The following is a 14,363-nucleotide window of genomic DNA, read 5'->3' as shown; positions in this document are numbered from 1 at the left end:
AAGGTCGTTCGGGTTCGTCCGCCCGGCCCTCTCCCAAGGATCAAGAACCGAGTCGAGGTTGACGAGAAATGGGCAATGCGAACCTGAATATCAGCGTCATCGACAAACGGATGCTGAGCCTGACCGAAGCCGCTGCATACACCGGACTGCCCCAGAAACACTTCAAGGCGACGTGTCCGGTCCAGCCGCTCGAAATTCGGCCCGGTGCGAGGTCATGGGACAAGCGCGACCTGGACCGCTGGATTGATGACATGAAGGGAGGGGCCGAGATGACGACGCGAGACGCAATTCTCGGCAAGCTCTGATGACACGGATCAAGGTGAGGGGCTTCAAGATCTTCGAAGATCGGCACGGGAAACCGCGCTGCTACCACCGCTCGACCGGCCACAAGATTGACCTGGATAAGGCCCCGCTCGGCTCGGCCGTTTTCTTTGCGGAGTGCGCACGGATCCAGGCAATCGCGGAGGCGCGAAAGAATCAAGAACCGAAGCCGGGGACACTTGGCGGGCTGATCCTGGTCTATTTCGGAACCGAGCACTTCAAGAACCGCGCAGCCGCGACGCAACGCGATTACCGCAAGTGCGCAGACTTCCTTCACCCGATCAGGGATACCCCGGTTTCCGCGATCAACACGCCGCTGATCGCCGGTATTCACGACAAGGCTGCGCAGAAAATCGGCTGGCGGCGGGCCAACATGGTCCGCACGTTCCTTGGCCAGGTGTTCCGGTTCGCCATTCCGAAAGGGCTGATCGACCGTGACTATTCGGCAGGCGTCATTCCAAAACCCAGGCCGAAGGATCGCCCCTACGCAAACCGCCCCTGGACACCGGAAGAGCGCGCCGCGGTGCTGGAACGCACCGCTCCGCACGTGCGCGTGACGGTCGCGCTGATCATGAACACGGGCCTCGATCCATCCGACGCCCTCAAGCTCATGCGCAGCCAGATTGACGGCAGCACGATCTGGGGCGTTCGCGGCAAGACCGGCGAAGAGATCGCAATCCCGATTGGCCCGACATTGCAGAGGGCGCTGGACGCTGCGCCGCGCCACGACGCGGTGACGATCCTCGCAAACTCCAAGGGGAAGCCCTGGACCTATGACGGGTTCTCGACGGTCTGGCACCGCTTCAAGAAGAAGCTGGAAGCCGAGGGTGTCGTGCAACCGGGACTGACCCTTAAGGGCCTTCGCCATACCGTCGCCACGACGCTGCGCGAGGCGGGGCTTGAAGAGCGACAGATAGCCGACCTGTTGGGGCAGAAGACCCCGGCGATGGCGCGGCACTATTCCCGATCTGCCAACCTCGCAGAGCGCAACCGGCAAACGATGGAAACGCTCGAGGAAGAGAACGAACGGCGATCACAGGTTGTCAAACCCTTCACCAAAAGCGTCAAACCTTAAGGAGACTATCCAGTAGAGATATGGAAAGCTCTAGCAATAACAATCGCTTGAATGGTGCCCGGGGGCAGAATCGAACTGCCGACACGAGGATTTTCAATCCACTGCTCTACCCCTGAGCTACCCAGGCACCGGGGACGGACGCATCCGTCGGGTAGCGGCGTTCTAGGCAATGACACCAGGGGTGTCCAGAGCCATTCCGACCCGATCAGTGAGGTTTTTCCGACCCTTCGCCAAACCCTTCCACGGGATCGTCGTCGCCCTGTTCCTCGACGCCCGCGGGGATCGCGTAGGACCCGCTCAGCCAGCGGGCAAGGTCGATGTCCGCACAGCGCTTGGAACAGAAGGGGCGGAACTTCGGGTCGGTCTCGCGGTCGCAAATCGGACAGCTCATGACACCCCCAGCGGCAGCCGCTCGCGTTTTCTTTGCAATTCGAACAGGCCCATGGTGGTCCAGCCCACGAGAGAGGTCTCGACCGAGTCGGCCCGGAAGGCCGCGCGCAGGGATTGCTCCACCTGACGGCGGTGGGCCTTGGACATGGGCGCGAAATCGACGGCGATCTGACCGCCGAGGCCGCGCAGGCGCAAGGCCCGCGGCAAAAGCCGTGCGGCGGCTAGGTTTGCCTTCAGCGCGGCCGCCGGAGAGGTGTCGCCGCCAGTATTCACGTCGACCGCCACCAGCGCACGTGTCGGTTCGACGAACATGGAACCGCCATCGAGCGCCACGCGGGGGGAAGCGAGCCCCTCGATCTGGTCGATCACGCCCAGATCCGCGAAGGCGCCCGGGCGCGTGACGACCTCAGCCGGGACGGTCCAGTCCCGCCAGGCGAGCGCATGGGGTCCGTCGCCCTCGGTCAGGGCTTCGGGTTCGCGGCCCTCGGCATCGGCCAGCACCGCCAGCGCAAGGTCCAGCATCGCGGTGATATCCTCCGCAACCTCTTCCTCTGGGGCGCCTTCGCAGGCGGAGCGCAGGATGAGGCCCATGTCGCTGTCGAAGGTCTCCAAGGCCAGAACCTTCAGCCGATCCCGTTCTTCGTCGTCGGCGATCTGGCGGCTGACGTTCACGCCGGGTTTGCCCGGCGTGACGATGGCGTAGCGGCTTTTGAACAACACGCGGTCGGTGACCGGGATCGCCTTGCCGTCCTCGGCATAGCCGGTCACCTGCACGAGAAGCGGCTGACCGGGGCGCAGGCCGCGCCCTTGCCGCAGGAACGCCGTCTCGCCCTCGGGCAGACGCAGCATCATCCCGCCCTGCCCTTTCAAGGGGCGATCGCAGATCCCGCGAAAGATGGCACCGGGACGCGGCGCATCGGTGTCCACCAGAAGATCGTCGAGATGCCCGTCCACCAGGAAGGCAGCGGCTTCGATCCCGTTCAGGTGATCGAGGACGATGGTGCGCCCCTTCATGCCGAACCTCCCGTCAGGGGATAGCCTGCCGCCTGCAACAAGGTCGCGGTTTCGGCGAGCGGCAATCCGACCACGGCGGTGTAGCTTCCGTTGATCCAGGGCACGAAGGCGGCGGCGGGGCCCTGGATCGCGTAGCCGCCGGCCTTGCCGCGCCAATCGTCGCTGGCGATATAGGCGTCGACCTCGGCCTCGGTGAGGCGCTTGAGCTTCACGGCCGTCAGCACGTCGCGGGTCCAGATCCTTTCGCCCCGTGTCACGGCGACGGCGGTGATGACCGAATGCCTGCGCCCCGACAGGAGCGCGAGGAAGGCGCGCGCCTCCTCCTCGTTTTCGGGTTTGCCCAAGATCCGGCGACCGGCGGCCACCGTGGTGTCGGCGCACAGCACCACCGCGTCGCCGCCCGCGACAGCCTGCGCCTTGGCGCGCGCGATCCGCTTGACGTAGTCGCGCGGAAGCTCGCCCTTCGCGGGGCTTTCGTCGATGTCGGGAGGGGCCACGTCATCCGGAACGACGCCGATCTGCGCCAAAAGCTTCAACCGCCGGGGCGAACCGGAGCCGAGGATCAGCCTGGGCCGCGCGGTCATGCGCAGACCTTACTTGAAGCGGTAATTGATCCGGCCCTTGGTCAGATCGTAGGGGGTCATCTCGACCTGTACCTTGTCGCCCGCGAGGACCCGGATGCGGTTCTTGCGCATCTTGCCTGCCGTATGCGCGATGATCTCATGGCCGTTTTCCAACTCGACCCGGAATGTCGCATTCGGCAGCAGTTCCTTCACGACGCCCGGAAATTCGAGAAGTTCATCCTTGGCCATGTGGTCTCCTGTATACTGTCAGATGCCCCGTTGCGGCACCGGCGTCTAAATGCGCCCGAACGCCACGGTTTTCAAGGGGCAATGCCCGCAAGCGCAAGGGAGGCGTTCCGCGATGGTGCGGCAATCGGTTCCCGGTCGCGTCGAGGTGTCGCAACTTAAAGTGGTTTTAGTTAATCACGGAAACGCGATTTTACGTGGAACGCTGTCACCGCGGCCTCGTTCTCTTGTCGTAACCGACACCCAAGGAGACGACCACATGACACCGACCCTGACCCGGCTGATGCTGACCACAGCCCTTTGTGTCCCGATGGCCACCGCCGCTTCCGCGCAGGCCACCACCGAATCCTGCCAGCAGCTCGAAGCCCTGATCGAAAGCGGCGACACCGAGATGTTCGACGATCCCGAGCGCATCCAGGCCGTCATCGACGCCGACGATGCCGCCGCCTGTGACGTCGAGCTGGTTGCCGTCGAAGCTGTCGAGAGCGAGAGCGAGACCGAAACCGACAACGGAACGGCCGTCGAAAGCGAAACCGAAGAAGCGACGCTTGAAGACACCGAAAGCCTGACCGTCGATCTTGAAGACCAGATCACCGTGCAAGGTCTCGTATACCTCGACCGCCAGCCGGCCGAAGTCGACCTGCAGGAAGGCGAGACGGAAGTGACCGTTTCCAACGACCAGCCCGAAGTGACCGTGAACGAAGGCCAGGCCGAGATCGTCGTCCGCCAGCAGCCCGCGAACGTGACCGTCATGATGACGCAGCCCACGATCCGCATCGAGCAGCCGGCCCCCGAGATCATCATCACCATGCCCGAGCCGGGTGTCGACGTGGCCTCCAGCCAGCCGACCGTCGAAGTTCGCCAGGCCGAGCCCACCGTGTCGGTCATGCAGGCCGCTCCCATCGTGGCGCTTGAACTGCAGGAAGTCGAGGAAGGCGCCGACACCACGACGCAGGTGACCGACCGCGCGACCGGCGAGACCATTGCCGCGGGCGAAACCGGTGAAGCCGCCGAGCTGAGCGACACCACGGTCAACGTGACGAGCTCCGAGCCGAATGTCGTCATCCAGGACGGCGAAGCACGCGAGCCGGTCATCAACCGTTCCGAGCCCACCGTGACGTTCGAGGCCGCCGAGCCCCAGGTCATGGTCGAGCAGTCGGGCGAAGCCACCGTCGAGATGGTCCAGACCGGTGAGCCCACCGTGACGATCAACGCAGCCTCCGACAGCGAAGCCGAGGGTGACGACACCGCTCAGCCCGCGATGGACGAGAGCGACGAAGCCATGATGGACGACGAGGCCATGATGGAAGACGGCGCGATGGCCGAAGGTGACGAGGCGATGGCCGACACCGAGACGGATGCCGAAACGGCACTTGAGAACGCCGGTGACGAAGTCGAGCAGGAAGCCGAAGAAACGGCTGCCGAAGTCGATGCCGCCACGGACGAGGCTGCTGCCGAAGTCGACGCCGCAACGGATGAAGCCGCTGCCGAAGTCGATCAGGAGATGAACGAAGCCGAGACCGCCATGGCGACGGACGGTGCCGGCCTCAACGGCCCGGCCATCGAGATGGAAGGCTACTCCCCCGCTCCGATGAACATGCTGAGCGCCGAGATGCTGGAAAACGCTCCGATCTACGGTACCAGCGGTGACGAGATCGGCGAAGTCGGCTCCGTCCTGATCGGTGACGACGCCCGCGTCAGCAGCCTGGTGCTGCGCGTCGGTGGTTTCCTCGGCTTGGGCGAGCACGCGGTCGAAGTTCCGATGGACCAGCTGACCATCCTTGCGGATGAGAACGACAGCATCCGCGTCTTCGTCGACGAGACCGAAGATCGCCTGCAGAACATGCCCGAATACCAGGAATAATTCCTGACCTTGTTTCGGACAGGACGGCCGCCCCTCGGGGCGGCCGTTTTTCTTTGCGCGTCCGGTCGCAAAAGCGCGTGCGAGTTTAGGCAGATGCGAACCGCATGAGGGGAAGAGGCCTGCCCTTCAGGTTCCTGCGAAGCTTGATTGCGGCCTACTGCGCATCTTTCGGAGGGCCGAACCGCTCTGTCAGGCGGGCCACGATCTGGTCGCGGGTCTGGCGGTAGAGCTGCAACTTGGTCTCGCGCGCGTCCGCCATGCCGGTCGGATCCAGAAGTGGCCAGTACTCGACATCGAGGTGATAGAACTGCGTCAGGTCCAGCGCCCGGCGCTGACTGGCCGGCGACAGCGCAAGCACCAGATCGAAGGACGACAGGTCGTCGCCCCATTGTTCCATCTCGTCGAAACTGCGGGACCGGTGGCGGTGCAACTCGACCCCGATTTCCGCGCAGACCGCGATGGCGAAGCCGTCGATCTCCATGTCGTTGTTGACACCGACCGACTGGACGTAAGTTCGCGTGCCGTAGAGCTTCTTCATGATCCCCTCGGCCATCGGGGAGCGCACCGCGTTGTGATCGCAGCAGAACAGAACCGACTGCGGCAAGGCCGCCGGGGTCGGCTCATCCACCAAAATGCAGCACGCAGATCAGGGTAAAGAGCCGCCGGGCGGTGTCGATATCGACCTCCGCCTTGCCGTCCAGGCGTTCGCGCAGCACACGCGCGCCTTCGTTGTGGATCCCGCGCCGGGCCATGTCGATGGTCTCGATCTGACTAGGTGCGGCGGTCTTCACGGCGGTGAAGTAGCTTTCGCAGATCTGGAAGTAGTCCTTCACGACCTGCCTGAACGGCCCCAGCGACAAATGGAACGACGCGGCCTCCCCCTGTTCGGGGTCGGTCACGTCGAAGACGAGGCGACGCTCGCGGATCGACAGCGCCAGCGCATAAGGACCGGGCGGCACGTCGCGCCCGTCGCGGGGGGGCAGCGTGAAACTGTTGTCCTCCAGCAGATCGAAGATCGCGACGCGGCGCTCCTGCTCGATCTCCGCCGTGGGCGGCGGAAGGCCCCGGTCGTCGAGCTTGATGTCCGCGATGCGGCTCATTCGTTCAACCGATCGAGACGCGCCAGAACGCTCAGCCCATGCGCCTCGAGGCTTTCGGACGCCGCGAGGCGCGCCGCGGCAGGGCCCACCGCGCGCAAGGCGGCGGGCGTCATCCGGGCGAGCGTCGTGCGCTTGAGGAAATCCATGACCGACAGCCCGCTGGAAAAGCGCGCCGACCGCGCGGTCGGCAGCACATGGTTAGGGCCACCAACGTAATCGCCGATCGCCTCCGGCGTCCAGCCGCCGATGAAGATGGCACCGGCATGGGTGATACGGTCCGACAGCGACTCAGCCTTTGCCACGCAAAGCTCCAGGTGCTCCGGCGCGATCCGGTCCGACAGCGCCACCGCCACGTCAAGGTCGGGCACCGTGATGACCGCACCGAAATCGCGCCAGCTGTCGCCCGCGATGTCCCGCCGGTCCAGCGTTTCGAGGCGCGCATCGACGGCTTTCGCGACCGCCTGACCGAAGGCCGCGTCGGTGGTGATCAGGATCGACTGAGCGCTGCGGTCGTGCTCGGCCTGGGACATCAGGTCCAGCGCGATCCAGTCCGGATCGTTGTCGGCATCGGCGATCACCAGGATCTCGGACGGGCCTGCGATCATGTCGATGCCCACCTTGCCGAAGACGCGCCGCTTGGCGGCCGCGACATAGGCGTTGCCCGGGCCGGTGATCTTGTCGACCGGGGCGATGCTTTCGGTCCCGTAGGCCAGGGCCGCGATGGCCTGGGCGCCACCGATCCGGTAGATCTCGTCCACGCCCGCGATCCGCGCGGCGGCCAGGACCAACGGGTTGAGCACGCCGTCGGGCGTGGGCACGACCATCGCCAGCCGCCCGACCCCCGCCACCTTTGCGGGCACGGCGTTCATCAGGACCGAGGACGGATAGCTCGCCGTCCCCCCCGGCACGTAGAGACCCGCCGAGGACACCGGCGTCCAGCGCCAGCCCAAGGTTGCCCCGGTGTCGTCCTCCCACCGGGCATCGCCCGGCAGTTGCCGTTCGTGATAGGCCCAGATACGGCTCGCGGCCAGTTCGAGCGCCGCACGGTCCTCCGCGTCGATCTGCGCACAGGCCGCGTCGATCTCTTCCACAGCGATCCGCAAGGTGTCGGGGGTGAGGGCAAGCCGGTCGTATTGCTGGGTCAGCGCGATGAGCGCCGCATCGCCCTCGGCCCTGACCCGCGCGATGATCGCGGCTGCGGCGTCGTCCACGTCCGGCGCATCCTCGCGCTTGGCGGCCAGCAGGTCCGCGAAGCGCGCTTCGAAATCCGCGTCATCGTAGTTCAGAAAAACGGGCATCGCGCCCTCCATCGCCTTGCCGCCAGCCAGGGGCGGACGAAAAATGTCGCGCGGCGCAGTCGCTCCGCTGGTTCAGTCCGGGTGCGAGGGACGCCGGCCCGAGACCGCGCCATAGGGCTGCGTCACGTCCTTCAGCCGCACGCCCAGCGTCTCCACCGCGCAGGAGATCAGGCCGTCGCCCGCCAGGGTCAGCACCACCTCGCCGGTCCCGTCGGGGCCGGGCTCGAAGGTGATGTCCAGGAGCGATAGGACGGTGTCGGGATCGCCCTTCTGCACGCCCTGGGACCGCACGCCCGTCACGTCCTCGATCAGCAGCACGGCGCGCACCCGTTCGGGCGTGCCCTGCGGTGCCGTCTCTTCCCAGCGGACCCGGTTGAGGAGGACCGCGAAATGCCGGTCGCTCGCGTTCCACCGGGTGTCGGAGGCCAGGAAGACCGCGTCCTGCGCCAAAGAGGCCAGCACCTGCAGATCCTCCGCGTCCCAAGCCATCAGGCGAAGGGGCTTGTCGACCCCGTCTTCGAACCGCGCGTCCGTCATCGTTCCTGTACCCGTTCGATCCGTGCGCCCACGGCGCTCAACTTGTCTTCCACGTGCTCATACCCGCGATCAAGGTGGTAGACCCGGTTCACCCGCGTTTCCCCCTCGGCGGCGAGGCCTGCAAGTATCAGCGACACACTCGCGCGCAGGTCCGTGGCCATCACCGGCGCGCCTTTCAGACGCGCCACCCCGTGCACCGTCGCCTGGCCGCCCTGAACCTCGATGTTTGCACCCATGCGCACGAGTTCCGGAGCGTGCATGAAGCGGTTCTCGAAGATCCGTTCCTCCAGCTTGCTGGTCCCGTCGGCGAGGCAGAGCATCGCCATCATCTGCGCCTGCAGATCGGTGGGAAATCCCGGAAACGGTTCGGTCACGACATCGACCGCCCGGGGCCGGTCGCCGCGCAGCTTCACCGTCAATCCGCGATCGCTTTCCGAGACGTCGACGCCGGCGGCGTCCAGCTTCTCGACGAAGGAGGTGACGAGATCCAGCGTGCCGCCCAGACAGGTCACCTCTCCGCCGCAGAAGACGGGGGCCAGCATGTAGGTGCCCAACTCGATTCGGTCGGTCACCACGGGATGGGTTGCAGCGCCCAGCGCCTCGACGCCCTGGATCTCGATGGTCGAGGTCCCCTCCCCCTCGATCTGCGCCCCCATCGCGCGCAGGCAACGGACGAGGTCCACGATCTCCGGCTCGCGGGCGGCGTTCTCGATCACGGTGGTGCCCTTCGCCAGCGTGGCGGCCATAGCCACGTTCTCGGTCGCACCGACGGAGGCGAAGCGCAGCGGCACCCGCGCGCCCTTCAGGCCGCCCGGCGCCACAGCGTGCAAATAGCCGTCGCGCAATTCGATCTGCGCGCCCATCAGTTCCAGCGCATCGATATGGATATCCATCGGCCGCGCCCCGATGGCGCAGCCACCGGGCAAAGAGACGATCGCCTCGTGGTGCCGCGCCAGAAGCGGTCCCAGTACCAGGTTCGAGGCGCGCATCTTGCGCACGATCTCGTAGTCGGCGCGGGTCGAGGTCATCGCGTGGCTCGACAGCACCTGCACCTTGCCGCCCTGCATCGAGGTCACCTCGACCCCAAGCGATTCCAGCAAGGCCGTCATCGTCTTGATGTCCGACAGGCGCGGCACGTTGGTCAGCGTCAGCGGCGCGCCCGAGAGCAGGGTCGCGGGCATCAGGGCAAGTGCCGCGTTCTTGGCACCCGCGATCGGAATATCCCCGTTCAACGGCGTGCCGCCCGACACGATGATGGAATCCATGGTGCTGCCCTATTCTTGCTGCCTGCGGATACCCTGCTAGCCCGCCGCGCGCCCTTCGTCCAGCAAGCGTCCCTACCGATCGTCGTCCCGTGGCTTTTCCGCCCGCGCCCGCGCCTGGGCCTTGCGCTTGGCCATGTTGGCCTTCAGCGCCGCCTTCAGGCGGTCCTCCCGTCTTTCGGGGGCTGCGGGACGCTTCGGTTTGTCGGTTCTGTCGCTCACGGACCGGTTCTACCGCGCTTGCGAAAAACCGTCCAGTCGGGGCTTGCACGCCGTCGCAGCTTTCGCTAATTCCCCGCCCACGGATGCTGTGGTAGCTCAGTGGTAGAGCACACCCTTGGTAAGGGTGAGGTCGAGAGTTCAATCCTCTCTCACAGCACCATCCGCCCTCCCCAGCTTGGTTTGTACGTCATCCGCCCCGTGCGGTTCACCTTCGCTTTGACGGTGTCATGATGCGGGTTTGGGCCGGCAGGTGCATCGCCCTAGGGATCGGGCCGAACTTCACTCGAACGACGATCCTCGTCGCGTTTCTCGACCTTCCGGGCGAACGGGATCGAGTTGCGTGCTCGAGCGGCGACCGCCCCCTTGGATCTCCCCGCCCCTGCGCGCATCCGTCCCTTTGTCGGAGGCGGCCGGGGACCTATCTGAAGGCCATGCGCGAACTTCCCGTCGAAACCGTCCAGGATTACCCTCGCCCACCGCGGCTCGAGCAGGTGCCGCAGCGGCTCCTCGTGCGCCTCGGCGGGGCCGTCGTGGCCGACACGACCCGGGGGCTGCGCGTGCTCGAAACCCATCACGCGCCGACCTACTATATTCCGCGCGAGGATGTCGCGGCCCGGCTGACCCCGGTTGCGGGGGGCAGTTTCTGCGAATGGAAAGGCCGCGCGCGCTACTTCGACGTGACCTCGGGCGGCACGTCCGCGCGCCGTGCCGCCTGGAGCTACGACGCCCCCTCGCCCGCGTTCGCGGACATCGCCGGAACCCTTGCCTTCTACGCGGGCCGGATGGAGGCCTGTTTCGTGGGCGACGCGCGCGTCATTCCGCAACCCGGGGACTTCTACGGCGGCTGGGTCACGTCCAACCTGCGCGGACGGATCAAGGGCGCACCGGGGACCGAAGGGTGGTGACGGATCCCGACCGCCCCGGCGTGCGGGTGCCCGCGGGGCGCCTGTCGCGCATGGCCCGGCTGGGGGGGCTCGCCGGCGGCATCGCGGGGCGCGCGGCCTACGGCGGCCTGAAGCAGATCGCAGGTGGCAAGGGGTTGGATCCGCGTGATCTTCTGCTCACCCCGGCCAACGCGCAGCGCATCGCGGGGGAGCTCGCCAAGATGCGCGGGGCCGCGATGAAGGTCGGCCAGCTTCTCTCGATGGATGCGGGCGAGGTCTTGCCGCCCGAGATCGCGACCCTCCTCGACCGGCTGCGCAGCGATGCCGATCCCATGCCGCCCCGCCAGCTGCGGGAGGTGCTGAACGCCGAATGGGGGCGCGACTGGCTGCAACGCTTCCGGCGGTTCGACGTGCGACCGATCGCGGCGGCCTCCATCGGGCAGGTCCACCGCGCCGTCACGAAGGACGGACGGGACCTGGCGCTGAAGGTCCAGTATCCGGGCGTGCGCGCGAGTATCGACAGCGATATCGCCAATATCGCGGGGCTGATCAAATGGTCGGGCGCCGCACCGAAGGGGATGGACCTGGCGCCCTTGATGGCAGACGCCCGCGCGCAACTGCACGAGGAGGCCGATTACGCGCGCGAAGGGCGGAACCTCGATGCCTTCGCCGCCATGCTGGGCGACGATCCGGCGTTCCGCGTGCCCGCGCGTCACCCGGATCTGTGTACCCCGAATGTCCTTGCAATGGACTTCGCCCCCGGCACGCCTGTCGAACGGCGCACCACAGCGCCGCAGGACCTGCGCGATGAGACCGCCCGTAGGCTCGTCGATCTGACGCTGCGCGAACTCTTCGTGCTGGGCCGGATGCAGACCGACCCGAACTTCGCGAATTACCTCGTGGAGGACGGCGGGCGGATCGTGCTGCTCGATTTCGGCGCGGTCCGGGATATTCCGCCAGAGGTCCAGACCGCCTTCCGCCGCTTGATGCACGCCGGGCTGTCCCGCGACCGCACCGCCGCCGAAGCCGCGCTGGAGGAGACGGGCCTCATCGGTCCCGGTCTCTCCACGCGTCAGCGCGAGACCGTGCTGTCGATGTTCGACCTTGCCATGACGCCCCTCCGCACCCCCGGCGCCTTCGATTTCGGCGCCTCCGATCTGCCACGGCGCCTGCGCGACATGGGGCTCGAGATGGGGGACGAGCGCACCGCCACCCACGTCCCGCCGGTGACGGCGCTTCTCATCCAGCGCAAGGTGGCCGGGATGTACCTTCTGGCCGCGCGTCTGAGGGCACGGGTCGACCTTGCGACGGTGGTGGAGAGATACGCCCGTGAGAGCCTCGGGTGATCTGCCCCAACCACGCGCCAGATCGCAGATACCGTCCCGGCGGTATATGGTCCCGCCTAGCTGGACAGCAGACGACGGATCTTGCCGATCGCCCGGTCGGTCCCCTCCTGATAACCGATCGGTTCGAAGAGCCGGCCCTCGGCATCGAAGAGGAGGACCATCGCCGAGTGATCCATCGTGTATCCTCCCCCGTCGAGCGGCACCTTGCGCGCATAGACGCGGAACGCCTCGATTGCCTCGCCGATCTCATCCGGTGCGCCGGTCACGCCCGTGACACCCGGCACCCAGGAGACATAGTCGTCCAGCAGCTCCGACGTGTCGCGCTCTGGATCGACTGTGACGAAGAAGGTGCGCAAGGGCGGTGTCCCGTCCCGTGAAAGCGCATCCTGCCAGCCGGCAATGTCGCCGAGCGTGGTGGGGCACACCTCCGGGCAGTGGGTGAAGCCGAAGAACACGGCGGAGGGTGCGCCCTTCAGCGTCTCCTGCGTGAACCGGCCACCGTCCGTCGTGACGAGGTCGTAGCCCCCCTGCCCGAACGTGTCCGCCACCGACGGGTTGAGCCGTGGTTCGAGCACGTAAATCCAGCCCAGCAAGAGGAGCGCCATGACGGCGACTCCTCCCCAAGCTGCAAGTGCGATCTTGCGGATCGGTGTCATCAGTGCCCTCCGTGACCGGAATGATCCATGGCGCCGTCGTCGATCCCCGTGACCGGGACCGTCAGGCTGACGTCGCCCGACGTCTCGAACGTCAGCGTGACCTCGACGCTGTCGCCTTCGACGAGCGGTCCGGCAAGATCCATGAACATGACGTGAAAGCCGCCCGGCGCCAGCGTGACGGTCTCACCGGCCGGAATCGGAAGCCCGCCGTCGAGTTCGCGCATGCGCATCACGTCGCCGTCCATCGCCATCTCGTGGACCTCCATCCGACCCGCCGCAGGGGAGCTGACGGCGATCAGCACGTCGTCCGCAGCACCGGTGTTGGTGATCGTCATGAAGCTGCCGGCCACGGGCTGGTTCGGCAATGTCGCGCGCGCGAAAGGTGTCGCGATTTCCAGATCGCCAAGTGTCGTGACCTCCGCGGCGGCTTCACCATGGGATCCGTGACCGTGACCATGCGCGTGATCCTGAGCGGCATTGCCCGCCACCAGGTCGAGCTTGGGCGCGGGGTTCGGGACATCGTTGGATCCGCTGGTATCGGTCCAATCCGCGGTGCCGTTGGCGCAGGTCTGGACGGCGGGGAAGAACATGGCCTCTCCCGCTGTCATGTCCGGTCCGACCGAGCCGCGCAGGGTGAACTCGTCGTAATGATCGTCGGCCAGATCGCCATTCGACCAGATCACGGCACGGACACATTCGGTCATTTCCCTGCCGTGGTTGTCGAAGGGTTCCGCGTAGGGACCGGTTTCGGTGGTCAGGTCCCATCCGGCCTTCGGCATGGGTTTCACGGCGTAGAAGCCGTCGGGGATCTCGATCCGGACGGTGTTGGTGGCTTCACCATCGCAGCCGTGCGGCACGCGCAGGGTGATCTTCGTGCTGGCACCGACGACGGCGGTGTCCTGCTCGAGCGTTGCATGGGCGCTGGCGGCTCCGGTCAGCGCGAGAACGGCCGCCAGAGCGGTCAGGTTGGTCTTGATAAGCATGTCTGTCTCCGTGAGGAATCTCAGGACGTCCCGGGATTCGGGCGCCTGCAGGGGCCGGTCCGGTCGTCCGGACAGGCGTCGACTTTGGAAGATCAGACGGTGACTGGTGGTGCGCGCGGCGGCGCGTCGAACTGGAGCTGCCGCGGGCCGATGATCAGATCGTCCCGGAAGTTTGGCGGAATCCGGTAGGCAAGCTGGCGTTCGACCAGCGGGGCCGACGGGGCCGGCGGTTCCGGCAGCTTGTGACAGAACGGACAATCGGTTCCGTTCGATTGACCGCCCCCGCAGAAATCCTCGAAGCCGACCCCGAGCGCGCGCGCCAGGTTCTGCTGCTGAATCGTTTCGCGATCGGGCGCCATGCCGGACGCCGACACCACGCTGAGCGCCACGAGACAGGCGGCGGCGAGGGACATGATCAGGAAACGGGCCAAAGGCGCAAGCATGCCGTTCCATAATTGAACTTAGGATCACGCGGAATGGTCGATCCGAGGAAAACCGTTCGAGGCGGATCAATCCCACCCGTGCTGTTTCTGCGTTCGGCTGCGGCCTTGATTGGAAGTGCACCGTGATCGCGCGCGGAACCGAAACGGCTGTCACGGCAT

The 14,363-nt window shown here is 66.3% G+C and carries 18 protein-coding genes and 2 tRNA genes; 6 read left to right on the top strand and 14 right to left on the bottom strand.

Going from position 1 to position 14,363, the window contains the following annotated elements; all coding sequences use genetic code 11:
* Nucleotides 1-68: 68 nt before the first annotated feature.
* Nucleotides 69-305, top strand: coding sequence for a hypothetical protein (locus EU805_RS09065; RefSeq protein ID WP_207208091.1), 237 nt, complete (start codon nt 69-71; stop codon nt 303-305).
* Entirely contained in the window at nt 305-1,396 is a 1,092-nt protein-coding gene (locus tag EU805_RS09060) for a tyrosine-type recombinase/integrase (RefSeq protein WP_129763636.1), read from the top strand. The genes EU805_RS09065 and EU805_RS09060 overlap by 1 nt, the downstream gene beginning before the upstream one ends.
* 52 nt (nt 1,397-1,448) lie before the next feature.
* Here EU805_RS09060 and EU805_RS09055 read toward each other — a convergent pair.
* The 5 genes from EU805_RS09055 to infA all read right to left on the bottom strand — a co-directional run bounded on the left by EU805_RS09055 (nt 1,449) and on the right by infA (nt 3,612).
* Nucleotides 1,449-1,523, bottom strand: a tRNA-Phe gene (locus EU805_RS09055).
* A gap of 78 nt (nt 1,524-1,601) precedes the next feature.
* Nucleotides 1,602-1,787 carry a DNA gyrase inhibitor YacG gene (locus tag EU805_RS09050; RefSeq protein WP_129763635.1) on the bottom strand — a complete coding sequence of 62 codons (186 nt, stop codon included), beginning with the start codon at nt 1,785-1,787 and terminating at the stop codon, nt 1,602-1,604.
* Nucleotides 1,784-2,800 (bottom strand): ribonuclease E/G, encoded by a 1,017-nt coding sequence (locus EU805_RS09045; protein ID WP_129763634.1) that lies wholly within the window; start codon nt 2,798-2,800, stop codon nt 1,784-1,786. Before EU805_RS09045 ends, EU805_RS09050 begins: the two co-directional genes overlap by 4 nt.
* Nucleotides 2,797-3,384, bottom strand: a complete 588-nt coding sequence (locus EU805_RS09040) for a nucleoside triphosphate pyrophosphatase (RefSeq protein WP_129763633.1) — start codon at nt 3,382-3,384, stop codon at nt 2,797-2,799. The genes EU805_RS09045 and EU805_RS09040 overlap by 4 nt, the downstream gene beginning before the upstream one ends.
* Nucleotides 3,385-3,393: 9 nt before the next feature.
* The gene (gene infA, locus EU805_RS09035; RefSeq protein WP_056038395.1) at nt 3,394-3,612 is read right to left on the bottom strand and encodes a translation initiation factor IF-1; all 219 of its coding nucleotides are present in this window, start codon (nt 3,610-3,612) and stop codon (nt 3,394-3,396) included.
* A 256-nt stretch (nt 3,613-3,868) separates the two neighbouring features.
* Between infA and EU805_RS09030 the strand changes: the two genes are divergently transcribed.
* On the top strand, nt 3,869-5,473 hold the full coding sequence (locus tag EU805_RS09030; protein WP_165351921.1) for a PRC-barrel domain-containing protein: 1,605 nt from the start codon (nt 3,869-3,871) through the stop codon (nt 5,471-5,473).
* Between the two features lie 154 nt (nt 5,474-5,627).
* On the opposite strand, the gene EU805_RS09025 is transcribed toward EU805_RS09030, so the two are convergent.
* The 6 genes from EU805_RS09025 to EU805_RS17435 all read right to left on the bottom strand — a co-directional run bounded on the left by EU805_RS09025 (nt 5,628) and on the right by EU805_RS17435 (nt 9,892).
* Nucleotides 5,628-6,101, bottom strand: a complete 474-nt coding sequence (locus EU805_RS09025) for a low molecular weight phosphatase family protein (RefSeq protein WP_255465876.1) — start codon at nt 6,099-6,101, stop codon at nt 5,628-5,630.
* Nucleotides 6,094-6,573, bottom strand: coding sequence for a UPF0262 family protein (locus EU805_RS09020; RefSeq protein WP_129763631.1), 480 nt, complete (start codon nt 6,571-6,573; stop codon nt 6,094-6,096). The genes EU805_RS09025 and EU805_RS09020 overlap by 8 nt, the downstream gene beginning before the upstream one ends.
* Nucleotides 6,570-7,871 (bottom strand): histidinol dehydrogenase, encoded by a 1,302-nt coding sequence (gene hisD, locus EU805_RS09015; RefSeq protein WP_129763630.1) that lies wholly within the window; start codon nt 7,869-7,871, stop codon nt 6,570-6,572. The genes EU805_RS09020 and hisD overlap by 4 nt, the downstream gene beginning before the upstream one ends.
* A 72-nt stretch (nt 7,872-7,943) precedes the next feature.
* Complete coding sequence (locus tag EU805_RS09010; RefSeq protein WP_129763629.1) at nt 7,944-8,408, bottom strand: DUF2948 family protein; 465 nt, start codon at nt 8,406-8,408, stop codon at nt 7,944-7,946.
* Nucleotides 8,405-9,673, bottom strand: a complete 1,269-nt coding sequence (murA, locus tag EU805_RS09005; RefSeq protein WP_129763628.1) for a UDP-N-acetylglucosamine 1-carboxyvinyltransferase — start codon at nt 9,671-9,673, stop codon at nt 8,405-8,407. The genes EU805_RS09010 and murA overlap by 4 nt, the downstream gene beginning before the upstream one ends.
* A 72-nt stretch (nt 9,674-9,745) precedes the next feature.
* A complete protein-coding gene (locus EU805_RS17435; RefSeq protein ID WP_165351920.1) occupies nt 9,746-9,892 on the bottom strand; it encodes a hypothetical protein in 147 nt (48 codons plus the stop codon).
* 85 nt (nt 9,893-9,977) lie between these two features.
* On the opposite strand from EU805_RS17435, the gene EU805_RS09000 reads away from it, so the two are divergent.
* From EU805_RS09000 to EU805_RS08990, 3 genes are all read left to right on the top strand, one after another.
* Nucleotides 9,978-10,052, top strand: a tRNA-Thr gene (locus EU805_RS09000).
* A gap of 271 nt (nt 10,053-10,323) precedes the next feature.
* Nucleotides 10,324-10,797: a DUF427 domain-containing protein gene (locus EU805_RS08995; protein ID WP_129763627.1), complete on the top strand. Its 474-nt coding sequence runs from the start codon at nt 10,324-10,326 to the stop codon at nt 10,795-10,797.
* Complete coding sequence (locus EU805_RS08990) at nt 10,794-12,122, top strand: AarF/ABC1/UbiB kinase family protein (protein WP_242494101.1); 1,329 nt, start codon at nt 10,794-10,796, stop codon at nt 12,120-12,122. The genes EU805_RS08995 and EU805_RS08990 overlap by 4 nt, the downstream gene beginning before the upstream one ends.
* 56 nt (nt 12,123-12,178) lie before the next feature.
* On the opposite strand, the gene EU805_RS08985 is transcribed toward EU805_RS08990, so the two are convergent.
* The 3 genes from EU805_RS08985 to EU805_RS08975 form a co-directional block, all read right to left on the bottom strand.
* Complete coding sequence (locus tag EU805_RS08985) at nt 12,179-12,778, bottom strand: SCO family protein (RefSeq protein ID WP_129763626.1); 600 nt, start codon at nt 12,776-12,778, stop codon at nt 12,179-12,181.
* Entirely contained in the window at nt 12,778-13,761 is a 984-nt protein-coding gene (locus tag EU805_RS08980) for a DUF1775 domain-containing protein (RefSeq protein WP_129763625.1), read from the bottom strand. The genes EU805_RS08985 and EU805_RS08980 overlap by 1 nt, the downstream gene beginning before the upstream one ends.
* A gap of 92 nt (nt 13,762-13,853) precedes the next feature.
* Entirely contained in the window at nt 13,854-14,204 is a 351-nt protein-coding gene (locus tag EU805_RS08975) for a hypothetical protein (protein ID WP_129763624.1), read from the bottom strand.
* Nucleotides 14,205-14,363 lie beyond the last annotated feature (159 nt).

The sequence above is a fragment of the Salipiger sp. IMCC34102 genome, from assembly GCF_004145405.1.
GTDB lineage: Bacteria > Pseudomonadota > Alphaproteobacteria > Rhodobacterales > Rhodobacteraceae > Loktanella.
Note: the sequence above shows the minus strand (reverse complement) of the source record. Positions and strands in the feature narration are given on the sequence as shown.